The sequence below is a fragment of the Methylobacterium sp. Leaf456 genome, assembly GCF_001425465.1.
Classification (GTDB): Bacteria; Pseudomonadota; Alphaproteobacteria; order Rhizobiales; family Beijerinckiaceae; genus Methylobacterium.
In genome coordinates this window covers 181,230-198,471 of the sequence record NZ_LMQV01000012.1, presented here as the reverse complement: position 1 = coordinate 198,471, position 17,242 = coordinate 181,230, and the positions used below count along the sequence as shown (strand labels likewise).

At 69.1% G+C, this 17,242-nt stretch carries 17 protein-coding genes and 1 tRNA gene; 10 read left to right on the top strand and 8 right to left on the bottom strand.

The window, feature by feature from the left end:
* Positions 1-286 precede the first annotated feature (286 nt).
* The gene (locus ASG52_RS10875; protein WP_056242803.1) at positions 287-766 is read right to left on the bottom strand and encodes a hypothetical protein; all 480 of its coding nucleotides are present in this window, start codon (positions 764-766) and stop codon (positions 287-289) included.
* 402 nt (positions 767-1,168) lie between these two features.
* On the opposite strand from ASG52_RS10875, the gene ASG52_RS10870 reads away from it, so the two are divergent.
* Entirely contained in the window at positions 1,169-2,284 is a 1,116-nt protein-coding gene (locus tag ASG52_RS10870) for a GGDEF domain-containing protein (RefSeq protein WP_056242801.1), read from the top strand.
* Positions 2,285-2,369: 85 nt separating this feature from the next.
* On the top strand, positions 2,370-3,494 hold the full coding sequence (locus ASG52_RS10865) for an AI-2E family transporter (RefSeq protein ID WP_056242798.1): 1,125 nt from the start codon (positions 2,370-2,372) through the stop codon (positions 3,492-3,494).
* 12 nt (positions 3,495-3,506) lie between these two features.
* Here ASG52_RS10865 and kdoO read toward each other — a convergent pair whose 3' ends face one another.
* Positions 3,507-4,376, bottom strand: a complete 870-nt coding sequence (gene kdoO / locus ASG52_RS10860; RefSeq protein WP_056242796.1) for a Kdo hydroxylase KdoO — start codon at positions 4,374-4,376, stop codon at positions 3,507-3,509.
* A gap of 227 nt (positions 4,377-4,603) precedes the next feature.
* Here kdoO and ASG52_RS10855 point away from each other — a divergent pair, with 227 nt between their 5' ends.
* From ASG52_RS10855 to ASG52_RS28635, 4 genes are all read left to right on the top strand, one after another.
* Entirely contained in the window at positions 4,604-5,074 is a 471-nt protein-coding gene (locus tag ASG52_RS10855; RefSeq protein WP_056242795.1) for a hypothetical protein, read from the top strand.
* A 4-nt stretch (positions 5,075-5,078) separates the two neighbouring features.
* Positions 5,079-5,483 (top strand): cupin domain-containing protein, encoded by a 405-nt coding sequence (locus tag ASG52_RS10850; RefSeq protein ID WP_056242793.1) that lies wholly within the window; start codon positions 5,079-5,081, stop codon positions 5,481-5,483.
* Between the two features lie 45 nt (positions 5,484-5,528).
* Positions 5,529-5,825, top strand: coding sequence for a hypothetical protein (locus ASG52_RS10845; RefSeq protein ID WP_056242792.1), 297 nt, complete (start codon positions 5,529-5,531; stop codon positions 5,823-5,825).
* Between the two features lie 502 nt (positions 5,826-6,327).
* A complete protein-coding gene (locus ASG52_RS28635; RefSeq protein ID WP_162249992.1) occupies positions 6,328-6,705 on the top strand; it encodes a putative phage abortive infection protein in 378 nt (125 codons plus the stop codon).
* A 100-nt stretch (positions 6,706-6,805) separates the two neighbouring features.
* Here ASG52_RS28635 and ASG52_RS10840 read toward each other — a convergent pair whose 3' ends face one another.
* A complete protein-coding gene (locus tag ASG52_RS10840) occupies positions 6,806-7,276 on the bottom strand; it encodes an Hsp20 family protein (protein WP_056242790.1) in 471 nt (156 codons plus the stop codon).
* A gap of 170 nt (positions 7,277-7,446) precedes the next feature.
* On the opposite strand from ASG52_RS10840, the gene ASG52_RS10835 reads away from it, so the two are divergent.
* Both ASG52_RS10835 and ASG52_RS10830 read left to right on the top strand, forming a co-directional pair.
* The gene (locus ASG52_RS10835; RefSeq protein WP_056242788.1) at positions 7,447-8,433 is read left to right on the top strand and encodes an alpha/beta fold hydrolase; all 987 of its coding nucleotides are present in this window, start codon (positions 7,447-7,449) and stop codon (positions 8,431-8,433) included.
* Positions 8,434-8,560: 127 nt separating this feature from the next.
* Positions 8,561-9,622, top strand: a complete 1,062-nt coding sequence (locus ASG52_RS10830; RefSeq protein WP_056242786.1) for a YeiH family protein — start codon at positions 8,561-8,563, stop codon at positions 9,620-9,622.
* A gap of 12 nt (positions 9,623-9,634) precedes the next feature.
* On the opposite strand, the gene ASG52_RS10825 is transcribed toward ASG52_RS10830, so the two are convergent.
* The 5 genes from ASG52_RS10825 to ASG52_RS10805 form a co-directional block, all read right to left on the bottom strand.
* On the bottom strand, positions 9,635-10,522 hold the full coding sequence (locus ASG52_RS10825) for a LysR substrate-binding domain-containing protein (RefSeq protein WP_056242785.1): 888 nt from the start codon (positions 10,520-10,522) through the stop codon (positions 9,635-9,637).
* A gap of 39 nt (positions 10,523-10,561) precedes the next feature.
* On the bottom strand, positions 10,562-11,353 hold the full coding sequence (hisN, locus tag ASG52_RS10820) for a histidinol-phosphatase (RefSeq protein ID WP_056242783.1): 792 nt from the start codon (positions 11,351-11,353) through the stop codon (positions 10,562-10,564).
* 92 nt (positions 11,354-11,445) lie between these two features.
* Positions 11,446-13,512: an AI-2E family transporter gene (locus ASG52_RS10815; protein WP_056242781.1), complete on the bottom strand. Its 2,067-nt coding sequence runs from the start codon at positions 13,510-13,512 to the stop codon at positions 11,446-11,448.
* Positions 13,513-13,633: 121 nt separating this feature from the next.
* Positions 13,634-14,401, bottom strand: coding sequence for a LamB/YcsF family protein (locus ASG52_RS10810; RefSeq protein WP_082552493.1), 768 nt, complete (start codon positions 14,399-14,401; stop codon positions 13,634-13,636).
* Complete coding sequence (locus ASG52_RS10805) at positions 14,398-14,724, bottom strand: helix-turn-helix domain-containing protein (protein WP_056242780.1); 327 nt, start codon at positions 14,722-14,724, stop codon at positions 14,398-14,400. The genes ASG52_RS10810 and ASG52_RS10805 overlap by 4 nt, the downstream gene beginning before the upstream one ends.
* Positions 14,725-15,293: 569 nt before the next feature.
* On the opposite strand from ASG52_RS10805, the gene ASG52_RS27100 reads away from it, so the two are divergent.
* Positions 15,294-15,376 (top strand) — tRNA-OTHER (locus ASG52_RS27100).
* A gap of 237 nt (positions 15,377-15,613) precedes the next feature.
* Positions 15,614-17,209, top strand: a complete 1,596-nt coding sequence (locus tag ASG52_RS10800; RefSeq protein ID WP_056242778.1) for a TROVE domain-containing protein — start codon at positions 15,614-15,616, stop codon at positions 17,207-17,209.
* The last annotated feature ends 33 nt before the right edge of the window (positions 17,210-17,242 follow it).

Here is a 17,242-nt window from a genome sequence, read left to right as displayed (position 1 = left end):
GATGACGCTCTTGAAAAGATCGCGACCCTTTACACGAACCAGCCGAGGCCGGGCAACCTTGGTGTCTTCGAAGCTTGGCCTCAAGCGCCGGCGGCCGCGTCCGCGACCTCAGGCTTCTCGCTCCGCTGTGCGCCTCGGCTCCTGCCGAGGCCCACTCCGCGGGGCGCTCTTCGCGCCCGGCCATGCGGCCGTTCCTTCTGCAAGCGACGGTCTCAGGCAATGAGCTAACTCGCCGGCATCGAGTCACTCCAACCCGTCATCGCGAGGCGATCGGCCGGAAACGGCGTCAGGTCGCGTGCGCCAGCGCCCGCGGCTCGGTGCGGGGGCGTTCGCGCGTGGGGCGGCGGGGTTCGGCGGCCATGGCGCGCTTGCGCTCGGGGCTGCGGGGCCGCACCAGATCGCCCAGCGCGACGAAGCCGTCGTTCTTGCGCTGGCCGGGATCGTAGAGGCCGAAGCCGACGGCGAAGGAGCGGGCTAACTCCGCGTCGGGGGCGATGCCGTAGCGGTCGAGCGCGGCGAGGAACGAGCGGCGGAAGCCGGTCGGCGCGCACCATGCCTTCTCGGCGAGCTGCATCGGCCACGTCCACAGCCCGTCGCCCCGGCGGTAATCGATCTCCTCGCGGGCGATGAGATAACCGGTGCCCTTGTGCTCCAGCCCGTCCTCGCGCAGGCGCCAATCGGGATCGACGCTCGGGCGCGCAGGGGCGGGCCGCACCGCATCCTCGGTCCGCTCAAAGGTATCGTCGTCGAAGCCGATCTCGAGCATGGGAACCTCCTGCCTGGGCGCCGCCGCTAAGGGGGCGAATCGGGTCTGGAACGTTCCATGAACAGTGGCCCCGCGCACCGACGCGGTCAAGGGCTTGTTCGCAATTTGTTCCAATTGTCCGCTCGACAGGCACGCCGGGATCGGGGCAGCCGCGCACAGGAATGCCGGGCCGGCGCGGAAGAAAAACGATCGAAGTCCCCTTGCCGAAGCGCCGGGCGATCGGTTTCGTCCTACCGTATCGGCATGACGAACCCATCCTCGGGCGGCCCATCGGACATGATTGCGGCCGAACGATCGCCTCAATCATGGGATTTGCCTCGTCGGATCTTTTAAGGCCTCGGGCCTACGCTGCCGTATCGCCCGATTCGGCGACGGTCCCCGCAGGTTTCCCGCCCTGGTCCCATGCCCGATCTGCCGGACACCCAGACCCTGCGCCTGTGCAGCATGCTGGCGAGCTTCGCCTTCTTCGGCGTGTTTTCCGGGCTTTGGCTGGGACGGCGCGAGGCGACGTACTTCCTGCATTGGGCGGCCAGCTCGCTGCTCTACAGTTTCGTCCTCCTGAGCTTCGACGATTCGGCTCACACGCCGCTCATCGGTGGCGTCCTCTTTGCCCTGCTCTCGGCGAGCAATCTGCTGGTGGCGACGGGCGCACGCCGCTTCGACGGACAGGCGCCGTTTCCGGCCTGGCTGCTCTGGCCGATGCTGGTTTCCGGCGTCGGCTACGGCGGGCTCGCCCAGCTGTTCGGCCCCGAGAGCGCTGCCGCCCGGATCGGCGGCACCTGCGGCAGCATGGTGACGATGAGCGTCGTCGGCGGCCTCTTCCTCTTCGGGGCTCGGCGGGGGCCGTATCTGGGGCGTCGCATCGCCGGGGCCGCGCTCCTGGGCTACCTCCCCTGTCTCGCGGCGGCGATCGTGGCGGAAGCCTTCGGCCACGCCGCCGTGAACATGGCGGCGCTGATCCCGATGGTCGCCGACCAAGTTCTGCTCCCCGTGCTCAATCTCGGCCTCCTCGCCATGCCGGGCGAGCGGGCACAGGCGCATCTCCGCGAGGCGGCTCTGCGCGATCCGCTGACCGGCGCCTGGAACCGGGCCGGTCTCGGGGCGCTGGCGCCCCGCCTCTTGCGGCCGGGGAATGCCGTGATCGTCCTCGACGTCGATCACTTCAAGGCGATCAACGACCAGCACGGCCACGGCGTCGGCGACCGCATCCTGACCGCTCTGGTCGAGAGCGCCGGCACCCTCCTGCCCGCTTCCGGTGCCGAGATCGCCCGCCTCGGCGGTGACGAGTTCGTCATGGTGCTGCCGGAGAAGAGCCGGGCCGAGGCGAGCTGGCTCGCCGACGAGGTCCGCCATGCGCTACGACGCACGCTCCTCCGCATGCCCGATCTGCCACCCTGCACGATCAGCCTCGGCGTCGGCGGGGTCGAGACCGGCGACCGTGATTTTTCCCCGGCGATCGAGCGGGCCGATGCTGCGCTCTATCAAGCCAAGGCGGAGGGGCGCGACCGCGCCGCGTAAGAAGCGGGACTGGTCCGGCAAGGGCTGCCGCCATACTTGCGCCCCGCGCCGCCCGAGCGGCGACCAGCCGAGCGAGGCGGCGAGAATGCCACCCAAAAGCCAATCCTCGAACCCAGCAGGGCCGCGGCCCTTCACCCCGGCCGCCCCCGAGGGCGAGCGGACCCAAGGCTTTTTCCGCGCCGCCCTGGCCATCGGGCTCCTAGGGCTCGGCCTCTACATCCTGTCGGACTTTTTGCGCGCGCTGGTCTGGGCCGTGGTGCTCGCGGTGGCCCTATGGCCGCTCTACGAGCGGGCTTTGCGGTTCTCGCCGCCGGGGCGGCACAACATCCTGTGGCCGGCGCTCTTCACCGGGCTCGTGGCGCTGGCCCTGCTGCTGCCGGTGCTGGCGCTGGCGGTCGAGGCCCTGCGCGAGGCGCACGACGTGCTGGCCTATGCCCGCGAGGCCGAGCGCAACGGCATCCCGGTTCCGGATGTCGTCGCCCACCTGCCCTACGGCGCGCAAGCCGTGACCGACTGGTGGAACGCGCATCTGGCGCATGCCGGCTGGGCGCAGGAGTTGAGCGAGCGGCTCAACACCGCCTCGAACCGCGATCTCGGCCGCAACGTCGGCAAGGGCGTCGTCCACCGGCTGGTGCTCGTGGCGTTCTGCCTGCTCGCCCTGTTCTTCCTGTTCCGCGACGGCCGGATGCTGGTGGGCCAAGTCCTCACCGCGAGCCGGCGCCTGTTCGGTCCCCACGGCGAGCGCGTCGCCCGGCAGATGGCGGCCTCGGTCCACGGCACCGTCGACGGGCTCGTGCTGGTCGGGCTCGGCGAGGGCGTGCTGCTCGGGATCGTCTACTATTTCGCCGGCGTGCCGCACCCTGTGCTGTTCGGAGCGTTCACCGCGGTCGCCGCGATGATCCCGTTCGGCGCGCCCCTGGCCTTCGGGCTCGCGGCTCTGCTGCTGGTGGCGAAGGGGGCCGTGGTGCCGGCGGTCGTCGTCGTGGCGGCGGGCTTCGTCATCACCTTCGTCGCCGACCACTTCGTGCGGCCGGCGCTCATCGGCGGCACCACCCGCCTACCGTTCCTGTGGGTGCTGCTCGGCATCCTAGGCGGCGTCGAGACCTTCGGCCTCGTCGGCCTGTTCGTCGGGCCGGCGGTGATGGCGGCGCTGATCCTGCTGTGGCGGGATTTCACCGGCACCAGCGACGCGCCCGCGGCACGGGGCTGACCTCGTGACCGCTCAGTGCCTGAGCGGGCGCCCGAGTTTCTTCGCGAGAATCCGCTGCGGCGCCTTGTCCGGGTCGGCCTGATCGGCCACCGCGATGTAGCCGGTCTGCTCCAGCATGTAGCGGCCGCCCATGGCGCCGTGCATCACGAGGTCTGAGAACGTCACCCAGGTCTCGCCGGGCTGGAAATGCACGTCCGCCTGCGGGGCGCGGGCCTGATAGTCGAGGTCGCGCTTCAGGGCGTCGTGCAGATGCAGCATCAGGTGGTCGTATTCCGAGCGCTTGGCCTTGGTGATCTTGAGCGCGGCGAGCAGGCTCGCCGAGAGGCCGGAATAGCCCGGCAGCTTCGGCAGGAATTTCTCCGCCATGTCGCCGAACGCCTCGCCGACGCGCCAGTGGCGCGTCTGCCCCTCGGCGTTGATGTTGCGGAAGATGCGCAGGATGCGCCGCTCGCCGATCGGGTTCGAGGGGAAGGCATCGACATGCATGCGGGTGTCGTCGCGCCGCCAGCTCAGCTTGCGCTTGTCGACGTCGAACGGCCGGTAGGACGTGCCGGCGAGGCTCACCTTGCCGGCATAGGCCGGGAGGTAGGTGGCGATCAGCTCTTGCGCGAAGTGGCGATAGCGCACCAGCAGGGCGCGCAGCCGCGCCTGCTCCTCGTCGCTGCCCGCCGCGCCCCGCAACTCGGCGCTCTCGCTGCGGATCGCCACGTTCTTGGCCTTGCCGTCGGCGAACGGGCGCTCGACGAAGCGCTGCTCGAACGCGTCCAGGGGAAAGTCGAGATCGCGGAACACCAGCACCGAGCCGCTCTCCAACGCCTCGACCAGGCCGGGCGCCCCTGGATTGGCCTCGCTGCGGGAGACCGGGAGGATGGGGCTGATCATGTCGAAACGGCTCTCGCGCGATCCACTCGGGGAAGCGGTGTAGCCGAGCCGGTCGGCGGGTGCCAAGCCGGCAGGGTCGCAGACGGCATCCCTGGTGGAAAGACGCCTCTGTTCGCGTTTTACCCCTTGCCACGCCCGTCGCGCGCGCGTCTCCTGCCCGGCAACTTCGGGTCTTAACACGGCGTTTCGCCGACGGGCCCGTTTCGGGATCGGGCGAGGAGCCGGACATGGCGACGCTGAAGGAGTTCGAGGAGGCCCTGCGCGAGCACGGCATGCACATGGCGCTCGCCCTGTTGGAGCGCCTGCGCGAGCGCGACCGGCAGACCCGCACCATCCGCCCGGCCCGCCGCCTCACGGGCCAGAAGATGACGCCCGAACTCGCCCGCCAGATTCAGGAAATGCACGCCGCCACCGGCATGACCCAGCAGGAGATCGCCTTCAAGGTCGGGGTCAACCAGGGGCGGGTCAACGAGGTGTTGAAGCGTGGCAAGTGGCTGGACGACGATCCGCACGCCCCCGAGGCGGTCGCCCGCGACCGGGCCAAGGCGCGGATGCGCGCTGACCCGAAGCCGCGCCCGACGCGGGTCATCGGCAAGTCGGCGGGGCAGACCGCGGCGAAGTCGGGCGCCAGAGCCGGGACGAAGGCCGCTCCGCGGAAGCCCACGCCGCAGGGCCAGTTCGCCTTCGGGGACCTGTGAACCGATGAGCGAACTCGTCTGCCGGGTGGTGCGGCCGGGCCAGGCGTTCACCGGCAAGCAGGATCTGCTTTACGCCCCCGGCATCTCGGCGGAATCGGCCGGCGCGACCGGCCTCCACCTGCAGATGGTGACGATCCCGCCCGGCGCGCGGGCCAAGGCGCACAAGCACGAGGGCCACGAGACCGCGCTCTATGCGCTTTCGGGCACGTCCGGAATGTGGTGGGGCGAGCGGCTGGAGCATCACGCCGAGGTGAAGCCCGGCGACTATCTCTACATCCCGGCGGGCGTGCCGCACCTGCCCTACAATCCGAGTTCGAGCGAGCCCTGCACGGCGCTCATCGCCCGCACCGATCCGAACGAGCAGGAGAGCGTCGTTCTGCTGCCCCATCTCGACGGGATACATCCGTGAGTATTGCCCGTTGAGAGAGCAATTCGCTCTCTCCGGACTCCGCCGATGCGCTTCGCCCTCGCCACCGCCCTGCTCGCCGCCGGCCTCGTCCCCGCCGCCGCGCAGCGCCCCTCGACCGTCGACATGACCTGCGCCCAGGCCCGCAACGTGGTGCTGCGCCAAGGGGCGGCCGTGCTCGGCACCGGCGGCCAGACCTACGACCGGTTCGTGCGCGACCGCAATTTCTGCGAGCCCACCGAGATCGGCCGCCGCGCCTTCGTACCCGCCCGCGACACCCCGGCCTGCTTCGTCGGCTTCACCTGCTACGAGCCGAGCCGCAACGACCGCTTCGGGGATTTTTGATCGCATATAGACAAGACTGACCAAGCAGGGCTTTCTGTGAGTGCATTCAATACGTGCGAGCGCGATATTTAAATTTGATTGGGAGCGCTATTATGTTTCGCCAATTTTGGATAGTTATATCTTTCGTATTGATTTTATGGCTCACTTGGGTTTTTCAGGAAGTGATTATAACAAAAATTTTTGGCCATGAGTGGGAATCCGAAAAGATCGGTCAGTTGAGAGATTCATTTGGAATACTAAGTTCTTTATTTGCGTCCATCGGTGCTGCTGCAGCTCTGTATACACTTCGTATGCAGCAAAGACAAATATCTAAAGACCAGTTTGACCGAACATTTTTCGAGCTATTGAGAATGTTTGGTGAAGCCAGGGATCGGGTTCAATTTTCACATAGCCCGTCTTATCTGGGACGACGAAGTGTCGTTTTCCCGATTGGACCTTTTAATAGACCACAGGCGAACAAGCCTCTGACATCGGGGAACGGCGTTCAGGCCTTTCAACTAGCGTGGGTCGAAATTCGACACTGGATGCCAGACACACTGTTAACAACGAAAGAACTGACAACAATATACGAAAAGACGATACACGCAAGATCAGAAAATACGCTTGGTCCGTATTTCAGGCTTTTTTTACAATACTTTACAGGATAAAAAACGAGCCCAACATTACAGAAGAAGAGAAATTTTCTTACGGAAATTTGGTAAGAGGACAGCTATCACAATACGAGGTAGCTCTTGCGGGATTGAATGGGCTTTCAAATGTATCAAAAGATTTCAGAGACCTTATAACTTACTTCATAATACTGAAATATACAACCGGAACAAGACGGAAAGTGCTTTTACCACATTATAAAGAAAGTGCTTTTTCGGGTAGATCGAAGTAAGATCAGATACGTTGATCTAATTTCACTATTAGACATCCTGCGAACGAAAACGCCCCGGCCTTTCGGCCGAGGCGCTCCCCTGAACGGGTGACCGCTGAGATTACGCGGCCTGCTGGTGGACCTTGCCCTCGATCACCGGCTGGCTCGACGCGCGGCCGGCGATCTCGATGCGGCGCGGCTTCTTCGCCTCCGGGACCTCGCGGACGAGATCGACGTGGAGGAGGCCGTTCTCCAGGCTCGCCCCGGTCACTTGGACGTGGTCGGCGAGTTGGAAGCGGCGCTCGAAGGCGCGGGCGGCGATGCCCTGGTGCAGGATTTCGGCCTTGTTGTCGGCCGGCTGGCGCTCGCCCTTGATGGTGAGGGCGTTCTCCTTCACCTCGATCGAGAGGTCGGACTCGGTGAAGCCAGCCACGGCCACCGTCACGCGGTAGACGTTCTCGGCGGTGCGCTCGATGTTGTAGGGCGGGTAGGTCGGGGCGGCTTCCGCGCTCACGAACCCGTCGAGGGCCGCGAACAGGCGGTCGAAGCCGACGGTGGAACGGTACAGGGGAGCCAAGTCGAACTGACGCATCACATATCCTCCAAGAGAAGCAACATGCTGTGTATGGTCGGGTCCGCCCGAGGGCCGAACCTTCGCGCCGCCGTATCGGCCGGCGCATCCGTGATATTGGTGGGTCTCGAAAACCGCGCAAGAGCGCGGCTTCGAAGATTTTGCGGTTGCTACGCGGGGATGATCTGCACGTGCTGACGCTGCGACCCATCCCCGGCCTGCCCGTCCCGCCGGGCGCCCGGCTCGTGCCGGTCGAGACCGCCGACGGCGTTCCCTTGCGCGCCGCGACGTGGCGCCCGACCGCGCGGACCGTGAAGGGCACGGTCTGCCTGCTCCAGGGTCGGGCCGAGTTCATCGAGAAGTACTACGAGACGATCCAGGAGCTGCGCGCCCGCGGCTTCTGCGTCGTCGCCTTCGATTGGCGCGGCCAGGGCGATTCCGGTCGGCAGGTGCGCGACGCGCACAAGGGCCATGTCCGCCACTTCGACGACTATCGGCTCGATCTTCTAGCGGTGGCGGAGCAGGTGATGGTGCCCTCCATGCCCGAGCCGCATTTCGGGCTTGCCCATTCCATGGGCGGCGCGGTGGCGCTCAACGGCGCGGCGGAGGGCTGGCTGCCGTTCCGCCGCCTCGTCACCGTCGCGCCGATGCTGGCGATCCGCATGGTGCGCTGGCCTGCTTGCGTTTCGGTGCTGGCGCGCGGGCTTCACCGGCTCGGTCTCGGGCGCTGCTACATCCCGTTCGGCAAGCCGCATTCGCTCGCGACGAAGCCGTTTACTGGCAACCGCCTCTCGACCGATCCGAACCGCTACGCGCGCAATGCGGCGGCCGCCCGCGTCGTCGGCGCGGGCGCGGTCGGCGATCCGTCCATCGCGTGGCTCGCCTCGGCCTTCCGGGCGATGCGGACGCTCGCCAAGCCCGCCACGGTCCGGCGCATCCGCACGCCCTGCCTGATCGTGGCCGCGGGCGCCGACCCCGTGTGCAGCACCCCGGCCATCGAGCGCTTCGCCGCGCGCCTCAAGACCGGCCACCTCATCGTCCTGCCCGGCGCCCGGCATGAAATCCTGACCGAGTGCGACACGGTGCGGGCCGACTTCTGGGCGGCGTTCGACGCATTCGTGCCGGGGCACGCGCTCCCGGCGCAAGGGATATCCGGCCAGGCGCGGGCCGTCGCCTGAAGGTGATTTCGCGCCTGCGGCAGATATTCGATCGAAAATTCAGAACAGAACATTCGAAACGTTCTGTTGGAGTGATTTCATTCGGTGGGTGAAGATAGGCCAGCCCTATCCTCGCCGTGAGAGCGACATGCCCCACCCCCTGCCGGAGAGACGCGCGACCGCCCTGCGCCGCATCCTGCCGGGCCTCGTCCTCTGCCTGACCGTGACCGGCGCCGCCATCGGGCTGGAGGTGGTGGAGATGCGGCTGTTCGGCCGGGCTTGGCTGGAGGCGCTGGTCCTGGCCATCGTGCTCGGCACGGCCCTGCGCACGCTCTGGAATCCCGGTGCGCGTTGCGCCCCCGGCATCGCCTTCGGCGCCAAGACCGTCCTTGAGATCGCCGTCGTCCTGCTCGGCGCCTCGCTCAGCCTCGGAACGTTGCTCGCGGCCGGTCCCGGCCTGCTCGTCGGCATCGCGGCGGTCGTGGCCTCAGCCATCGCGGCAAGCTACGGCATCGGCCGCGCCCTCGGGCTGGCCCCGCGGCTCGCGATCCTCGTGGCCTGCGGCAACTCCATCTGCGGCAACTCGGCCATCGCCGCCACGGCGCCGGTCATCCACGCCGATGGCGAGGACGTCGCCTCGTCCATCGCCTTCACGGCGGTGCTCGGCGTGCTCGTGGTGCTCGGCCTGCCGCTGCTGGTGCCGCTGCTCGGCCTCTCGCCGATGCAGTACGGCGTGCTCGCCGGGCTGACGGTCTATGCCGTGCCGCAGGTTCTGGCCGCGACTGCGCCCGTCGCCGCGCTCAGCGTCCAGGTCGGCACGCTGGTCAAGCTGGTGCGCGTCCTGATGCTCGGCCCGGTCGTGCTGGCGCTCTCTCTCGGCGGACGCCGCCTTTGCGAAGGCCGAGGCGCGGCCGGGCGGCAGCCGGCTGCGGGCGACCTCGCGCTCCACCACTTGGTGCCCTGGTTCATCCTCGCCTTCCTGGCGCTGGCGGGCTTGCGCTCGGCGAATCTCATCCCTGCCGCCGCGCTGGCGCCGATGGCCGGGGCGGCCAACGTGCTGACCGTGGTCTCGATGGCGGCGTTGGGCCTCGGGGTCGATGTGCGCAGCGTCGCCAAGGCGGGTCCGCGCGTCACCCTCGCGGTCGTCGCCTCGCTCGTCGCCCTCACGGCCATCAGCCTCGGCCTGATCCACCTCCTCGGCATCGCCTGACGCCGGAAAAGTTCAGCCGTCCGCCTGACCCATCAGGGCCAGGAGCGCGTCCGCGGCGCGGCTGCGGTAGCGCTCCTTGTGGCGCAGCGCCCGGAAGGTGCGGGTCGGCAGCGCGAACGGAACGGCCACCAGCGTGCCGGCCGCGACCGCGCCGGCCACCACCGCCTCCGATAGCACGCTCGCCCCGGCCCCCGCCGCGACGGCGGCGAGCACCGCCTCGTTGGAGGGCAGCTCCAGCGCCACGGCGAGTCGATCCGGCGCGAGGCCGGCGTCGGCGAGCGCCGCCTCGAAGGCGGAGCGCGTGCCCGAGCCGGGCTCACGCAGCACCCAGGCGCTCGCCGCGAGGTCCGACGGCCCCGGCCGCGGGCAACCGGCGAGCGGATGGCCGGGCGGCACGACGAGGACGAGGCGATCCTGCGCGACCACGTGGCTGGAAAGGCTCGCATCCTCGACCGCGCCCTCCACGAAGCCGAGTTCCGCTGTTCCCGTCCGGACCGCCTCGGCGGCCTCCGCGGTGTTGCCGATCCCCAGCCGCAGGACGATGTCCGGATAGGCCGCGCGGAAGGCGACGAGGTGGCGGGGCAGCCAATGGCCGGCGATGGTCTGGCTCGCTCGCAGCGCGAGCGTGCCGCGGCGCAGGCCGCTGAGGTCGGCAAGCACCTGTTCGGCCGCCTCGGCGCGGGCCAGCACCGCGCGAGCCTCGGGCAGGAAATGCCGGCCGGCCTCGGTCAGCTCGATGCCCCGGCCGACTCGATGGAACAGCTTGACGGCGTGCCGGCCCTCCAGAGCGGTGACGGCCGAACTCACCGCCGACTGGACGAGGTTGAGCGATTCGGCGGCCCGCGTGACGTGCTGGCGCTCGGCCACCGCCACGAAGATGCGCAACTGGTCGAGTGTCATGGTCGATCGGGACCGTCGAGGGCCGCGTCCGAACTGTCTTTACGGGTTGAGCCGCTTCAGCGCCGCCTCGTGCAGGCGCGGGCTGCCCGCCGCCACGATCCGGCCGCCGCCGGTGGCCGGGCCGCCGTCCCAGGCGGTGACGACGCCGCCCGCGCCCTCGACGATCGGGATCAGCGCGACGATGTCGTAGGGCTTGAGTCCGGCTTCCACCACAAGGTCGATCTGGCCCGCCGCCAGCATGCAATAGGCGTAGCAATCGGCCCCGTAGCGGGACATCTTCACCGCGCCCTCGACCGCGCGGTAGCGCTCGGCCTCTTCGCCGTCCGCAAACAGGCGCGGATCGGTGGTGGCGAGGATGGCGCTCGACAGCGCGTCGCAGCGGCGGGTGTGGAGCGGGCGCTCGCCCTTGGGGCTGCGCACGCTCGCGGTCTTGCCGTCGCCGAGGAAGCGCTCACCCAGGTAAGGCTGGTGCATCAGCCCGCGCACCGCCGCGCCATGATGGGTCAGGCCGATCAGCGTGCCCCAGGTCGGCAGGCCAGCGATGAAGGCGCGGGTGCCGTCGATCGGATCGAGCACCCAGACGCATTCGGCATCCGTCCGCTCGGCGCCGAACTCCTCGCCCAAAATGCCATGACCGGGAAACCGGTCCTGGATCATCCGCCGCATCACGACTTCCGCGGCGCGGTCGGCCTCTGTCACGGGGTCGAAGGCGCGGCCGGTGCCGTGGGATTTGTCGTCCAGGCCGAAATGCGCCCGGAAGAACGGCAGGATCGCCGCTCCGGACTGGGTGGCGAGGTCTTCCATGAACCGGGCGAGATCGACGACGCTCATCGAAGGGGCGGCCTCCTGCTGCCCGGTGATCGAAGCCGCCGCGAGGCCGCCGCGTCAACCCGGTTGAGCCCGCCGATCCTCCGATTGCGGGCTCAGACCGCCTCCGGGAGCGCCTGACGCGGCGGGACGGCGGCCTCGCGACGCTCGGGTTCCCGCGCGGTACCGTTGCGAGCGAGCGTCAGCACGGTCTCGACGAGGTCGCGCAGCGAGGTGACGTGGTCGTCGGCGCCGAGCTTGGCCCGCAGGCTTTCGTCCGACAGCATCGGCTCGTCGAGGCGCCACAGGCCGGCGACCAGCGGCACCGCGTCGAGCTTGCGCCGCAGGCGGCTGACAAGGCGGCTCAGATGCGTCGGCTCGCCCGACAGCGCCAGCGAGATCACGCAGACCGCCTGCGGCGTGCCGGGATCCCAGTCGTCGAGGCGCACCCGCGCCACCTCGGCAAACGGCACCTGCCGCGTGCCGAATCCGCGCTTGCGCAGGAGCTGGTCGGCGATGGCCGTGGCCGCGCCGTCGAGGAAGCCTCTCCCCGAGACGAGCAGCACCGCCCCCTCCCGCCGCCACGCCTCGGACAGGTCGTCGGGGGACGGGTCGGGGATCGGCTCGGACGAGCAGGCGATGTCGTCATCCTTCGCCGGGATCAGCTTGGCCGACTTGTCGGGCTCGGGCAGCCCGTCCTCGCGCGCCTCCAGATCCTCGACGAGCGCGGTGATCGAGGTGCGGATGTCGGCCTTCTGGTCCGGGGTCAGCACGCCGCGCGCCGCGTCGCGGGCGGCGAGTTCGAGGCCTTTCAGCACGACGTCGTCGTAATAGGCCGAGAGCGAGCATTCCTGCAGGATCATCTCCGCATGCTCCTGCGCCTCCTCGGGGTCGTCGGCGAGCATGCGCTGATAGAAATTCTCGACCGGGGTCAGCGCCGGGCGGTTGCTGAACAGCACGTCTAGGAATTCGAGCCGGTCGACGTGGCGCCCAAGCACGACGAGGCAGACGGTGAGCGGCGTCGAGAGCAGCAGGCCGACCGGCCCCCACAGCCACGTCCAGAACAGGGCCGAGATCAGCACCGAGAACGGCGAGAGCCCGGTCGAGTGACCGTAGACCAGGGGCTCGATCACGTGCCCGACCAGCGGCTCGATCACCGCGAACAGGATCAGGGTGGCCAGCACCATGCCCCAGCCGGGATCGACCGCGGCGGCGAGCGCCAGCGGCAGGATCGCCGAGAGGACGGCGCCGATATACGGCACGAACCGCATGGTCGCGGAAAAGATCGCCCACAGCACGGGGTTGGGCACGCCGATGATCCAGAGGCCGAGGCCGATCACGACGCCGAAGGCGGTGTTGAGGGCGAGCTGGCCGAGGAAGTAGCGCGACAGGCGCCGCGCCGCGTCGTCCATCGCCACGGTCGTGCGGTGGAGGTCGCTGGAGCCGGCGAGGCGGATCAGCCGGTCGCGCAGGTCCTCGCGCTGCATCAGCACGAACAGCAGCACGATCACGACGATGCCCGCGGTAGCGAGGGGCTGCATGACGGGTGAGAGCACGGTGGTGGCGAGTTCCAGCGGGCTCGGGCGGCGCTCCTCCACTTGGACCAGCATCGGCTTGGCGGGTTCCGGCTCGGGCTTGGCGCTGCGGGCCGAGGGATCCTTGCGCGCCTGTTCCCGAGCCTGCTGCTCCTTGGCCTGCTGCTCGCGCTTGGCCCGCTCGGCCTCCTCCTTGCCGTCCTCGGCGCCACCTTGGTGGATCGCCCGGTTCATGTTGGCGATGTAGTCCATGGTGCGGCCGAGCGAGCCCTCGCGCAGGCCCTGGATCTTCTTCTCGATCGTGACCTGATAGCGCGGCACGTCCTGGACGAGTTCGGCGACCTGCACGCCGATCACCGTCGTGAGGGCGCCGATGATGCCGGTCGCGAACAGAACCGCCGCCAGCACCGCGACGAAGCGGCCGAGCCGCAGACGGCGCAGCAGGTTCACCAGCGGTCCGAGCACGAAGGACAGCAGCGCCGCGATGGCGATCGGGATCAGCACCTCGCGGCCGAGATAGAGGCCCGCGACGATGATCGCGAACACGACCATGGAGGAGGCGAACGGGGCGCCCGGCGTCTCGGCTGCGGCGATCCGGGTAGGACGGGGCGGGACGACGAAGCCGTCGCCGGTGGTGAACTTTTTCATATCGGCCCGGATGTCCCGACGCTGCCACGCTCGGCACCGTCCCGTGGGGCGCCGCCGCTCAAGAAACCGTGAGCCGAGCTTTTTCGATCCCTCGTATCATGCCGCATTGCGGCATGAGCCGTCACGGCTCCGCGAAGGGTCGGATGGACAAACCGGCGGCTTCCAATTTGGTGCGCACCGCGCGCGCCATCGTGAGCGCCGCCGGGTTGTCGCCGTGGACGCAGACGGTGTCGATCGCGACCGGAATCCTCCGGCCGTCGCCCGTGAAGACGGCGCTCTCGCCGACCATGCGGACGACACGGCTCGCCGCCTCCTCGGCCTCGTGGATCACTGCGCCCGCCATGGCGCGCGGCATCAAGGTGCCGTCGGCGGAGTAACCCCGGTCGGCGTAGACCTCGCGCATCAGCCGCAGGCCCGCGCGCTCGCCCGCCCGCTCGGCGGGGAGCCCCGGCATGACCATGAGGACGAGATCACGATCGACGCCTGCCACCGCGCGGGCGAGGGCTTCGGCGATGGCGTCGTCCTCGTTCGAGAGGTTGGCCAGCGCCCCGTGCGCCTTGACGTGGGTGACGCGGGCGCCCGCGAGCGCCGCGCAGGCCTGGAGCGCGCCGATCTGGTAGGCGACGTCGCGCTCGATCTTTTTGGGGCTTTCCCCGACGCGCAGGCGGCCGAAGCCGCGCAGATCGAAGAAACCCGGATGCGCCCCGATGGCGACGCCCCGCGCCTTCGCAGCAGTCGCGGTCTCGACCATGATGTCGGGGTCCCCCGCGTGGAAGCCGCAGGCGACGTTGGCCGAGGTGACGATGTCGAGCAGCCCCGCATCGTCGCCCATGCGCCAGGGCCCGAAACCCTCGCCGAGATCGGCGTTGAGATCGATGCGGGCGCTCACTCGGCCGCCCGCATGGAACTCGACGTCGTTTTTTTGGGAGCTTTGGGACTCGGACCTCGGGACGCTTCTTCCTGACCGGACCTCGGCCGCATCATCACCCCGAAACCTTCGCTCTCGCTGCCGATGAAGCGGATGCCCTCCCCTTCCAGCACCGAGCGGATCGAGGCCAGCGTCCGGATCCGCGGTGCGACCTGATCGCTCTCGATCATGTTGAGCGTCACCACGGAGACGCTGGCGCGACTGGCCAGCACCCCTTGCGTCCATTTGAGCAGGCCGCGGCCGGCGCGGATCTGGGCGGGGGTGATCGGATGGGACAGGTCCATGGCCACGAGATGGTCGAAACTGAAAGAATTTTCAAGTTTCCGGTTGACGCAGGCGGGGCGTGGCCGTACTCACCCCGCCATCGGCCTGCCGGGCCGGTGATCCGAGATTATCGCTCCAACCGGACGTTCGTGGCACGCGAGCCGCGAGGGTGAAATGCCCAGTCCACCTCGATCGTTCATGACCGGCAGTTCGACTTGTTTTCACCGGCGCGGGCCGGTGGGTGATCGGTTCTCCGTTCTGCAAAACGAAAACCCCGATCGCCTCGTTTCACGCCCGCGTCCCCTTTCGGCCCCGCCTCGACGGAGCATGGCATGTATAGAAGCGATCTCAGCGTCGCCGCCTGCACCCGTCCGGGTCATGAGCGGCCACGATCCGGTAGTCCAATCGGCCGCGCGGGCCGATAGCGGACGGTGATCTGTTAAATCGGTCTCCTACGTCTTTGGATGTCAGGCCCGGTGTCCGCAAGGACACGATCGTCCGTTGCCCCATGCCTGCGTGACCGCCGCATCGCCTTTCCCTTGGCGACGAGCCGGATTCACCCCTCCCCTCCCATGATCCCGACGGCCCTGCGGGCCGATCGGGGACGGTCATCGGTAGAGCGCCGCGCGTCTTTCTCGCGGAGGTCGCGGATTCGAATTCCGCCGGGCCGCACGGCCCGTAGCTCAGTCTTCCCGTCCCCGGCACCCACGCCCGCAGAGCCGATTGCAATCGCACATTAGAAAAATGGTCAGGCCGCGCGGGCCGAAGGGCGAGGGTTAACTGGCCTCCAGGGTTCGACTCCCGAGGGCGCCGCGAGGCGTCCGGAATCCCTCTCCCATCCCACGACCGCGCGGCCGCAACGAAGCACGGGTCGCCCATCGGCGCCCCGTTGCAGAGAAGGAGCGAGTGATGTTGAACTACGGCAAGCTGTTCTCGCTCCGGCGCAATCCGCAGTCGGAGCCGATTCCCCGCACCGTGCCGAATTCGGCCGGCGGCCATGCCTTCGCGATCAGCGACTGGACGCGGCTCGACCGCTTCCTCGTGCTCGGCAGCGAGGGCGGCTCGTACTATGCGGGCGAGCGGGCGCTGACGCGGGAGAATGCCGCGGCCGTGATGCGCTGCATCGCCGAGGACGGTGCGCGGGCGGTCGCCACGATCGTCGCGGTGAGCGAGGCGGGCCGGGCGCCGAAGCAGGACCCGGCGATCTTCGCCCTCGCGCTCGCGGCCTCCGCGGAAGCGGATGCGACGCGCCGCCTCGCGCTCGCCGCCCTGCCCCGTGTCTGCCGCACCGGCACGCACCTGTTTCAGTTCGCCGACGCCGTCGAGGCGATGCGCGGCTGGGGCCGGGGCCTGCGCCGCGCGGTCGGCGAGTGGTACCGGGCGCGACCGGTGGAGGCGCTCGCCTACCAGGCGGTCAAGTACCGGCAGCGGGGTGGCTGGTCGCACCGCGACCTGCTGCGGCTGGCTCACCCGGAGACGGACGAGCCCGCCCGCAAGGCGCTGTTCGACTGGATCTGCCGCGGCACACTTGCCGAGGACGCGCCTGCGCTGATCCACGCCTTCGCCGCCGTCCAGTCGGAAGGCGTCGACGGCGCCTTCGCGGCGGCGCAGGTGCGCTCGCACGGGCTGCCCTGGGAGGCTTTGCCGACCGGGCTGATGACGAGCCGCGCGGTGAACGAGGCCCTGATCGAGCGCATGCCGGTCGGCGCCCTCGTGCGCCAGCTCGGCCGGCTCACCGCGTCGGGGGCGCTTGCGCCCTTCTCGGCGGGGACCGGGCACGTCGTGTCCGTTCTCGCGGACCGGGAGCGCCTGTTGAAGGCGCGCCTGCACCCGATGGCGCTGCTGGTGGCGCTCAAGACCTACGCGTCGGGGTGCGGCCAGCGCGGCCGGCTCTCCTGGGAGCCAGTCGGTGCCATCGTCGAGGCACTGAACGCCGCGTTCTACACCGCCTTCGCGGCGGTTGAGCCGACGGGCCAGCGCCTCGTCCTGGCGCTCGACGTGTCGGGCTCGATGGCGTCCGGCTCGGTCGCGGGCTCGGCCCTGACGCCGCGGGAGGCGGCCGCCGCGATGGCGCTCGTCACCGCGGCGACCGAGGAAAGCTGGCAGGTGGTCGGCTTCACCGGCGGCCGGCGCGTGGCCGACGGTCTGACCGCCCTGCCGCTCGGGCCGTCGATGCGGCTCGATCAGGCGGTGGCGGTGACGGAGGGCCTGCCCTTCAGCACCACCGACTGCGCGCTGCCGATGCGTTGGTCGCTGGAGCGGGGCGTGCAGGCCGACGCGTTCGTGATCTACACGGACTCGGAGACCTGGGCCGGCCCGGTCCACCCGGTCGAGGCCCTGCGCGAATACCGGGAGAAGACCGGGATTCCGGCGAGGCTCGTGGTCGTGGGGCTCGTCTCCAACGGCTTCAGCATCGCCGACCCGGACGATCCCGGCATGCTCGACGTGGTCGGCTTCGACACGGCCGCCCCCGCGCTGATCGCGGATTTCTTGCGAGGCGGATGAGCCGAACCGCGTCGAAAGGCTGAAAACGAAAGC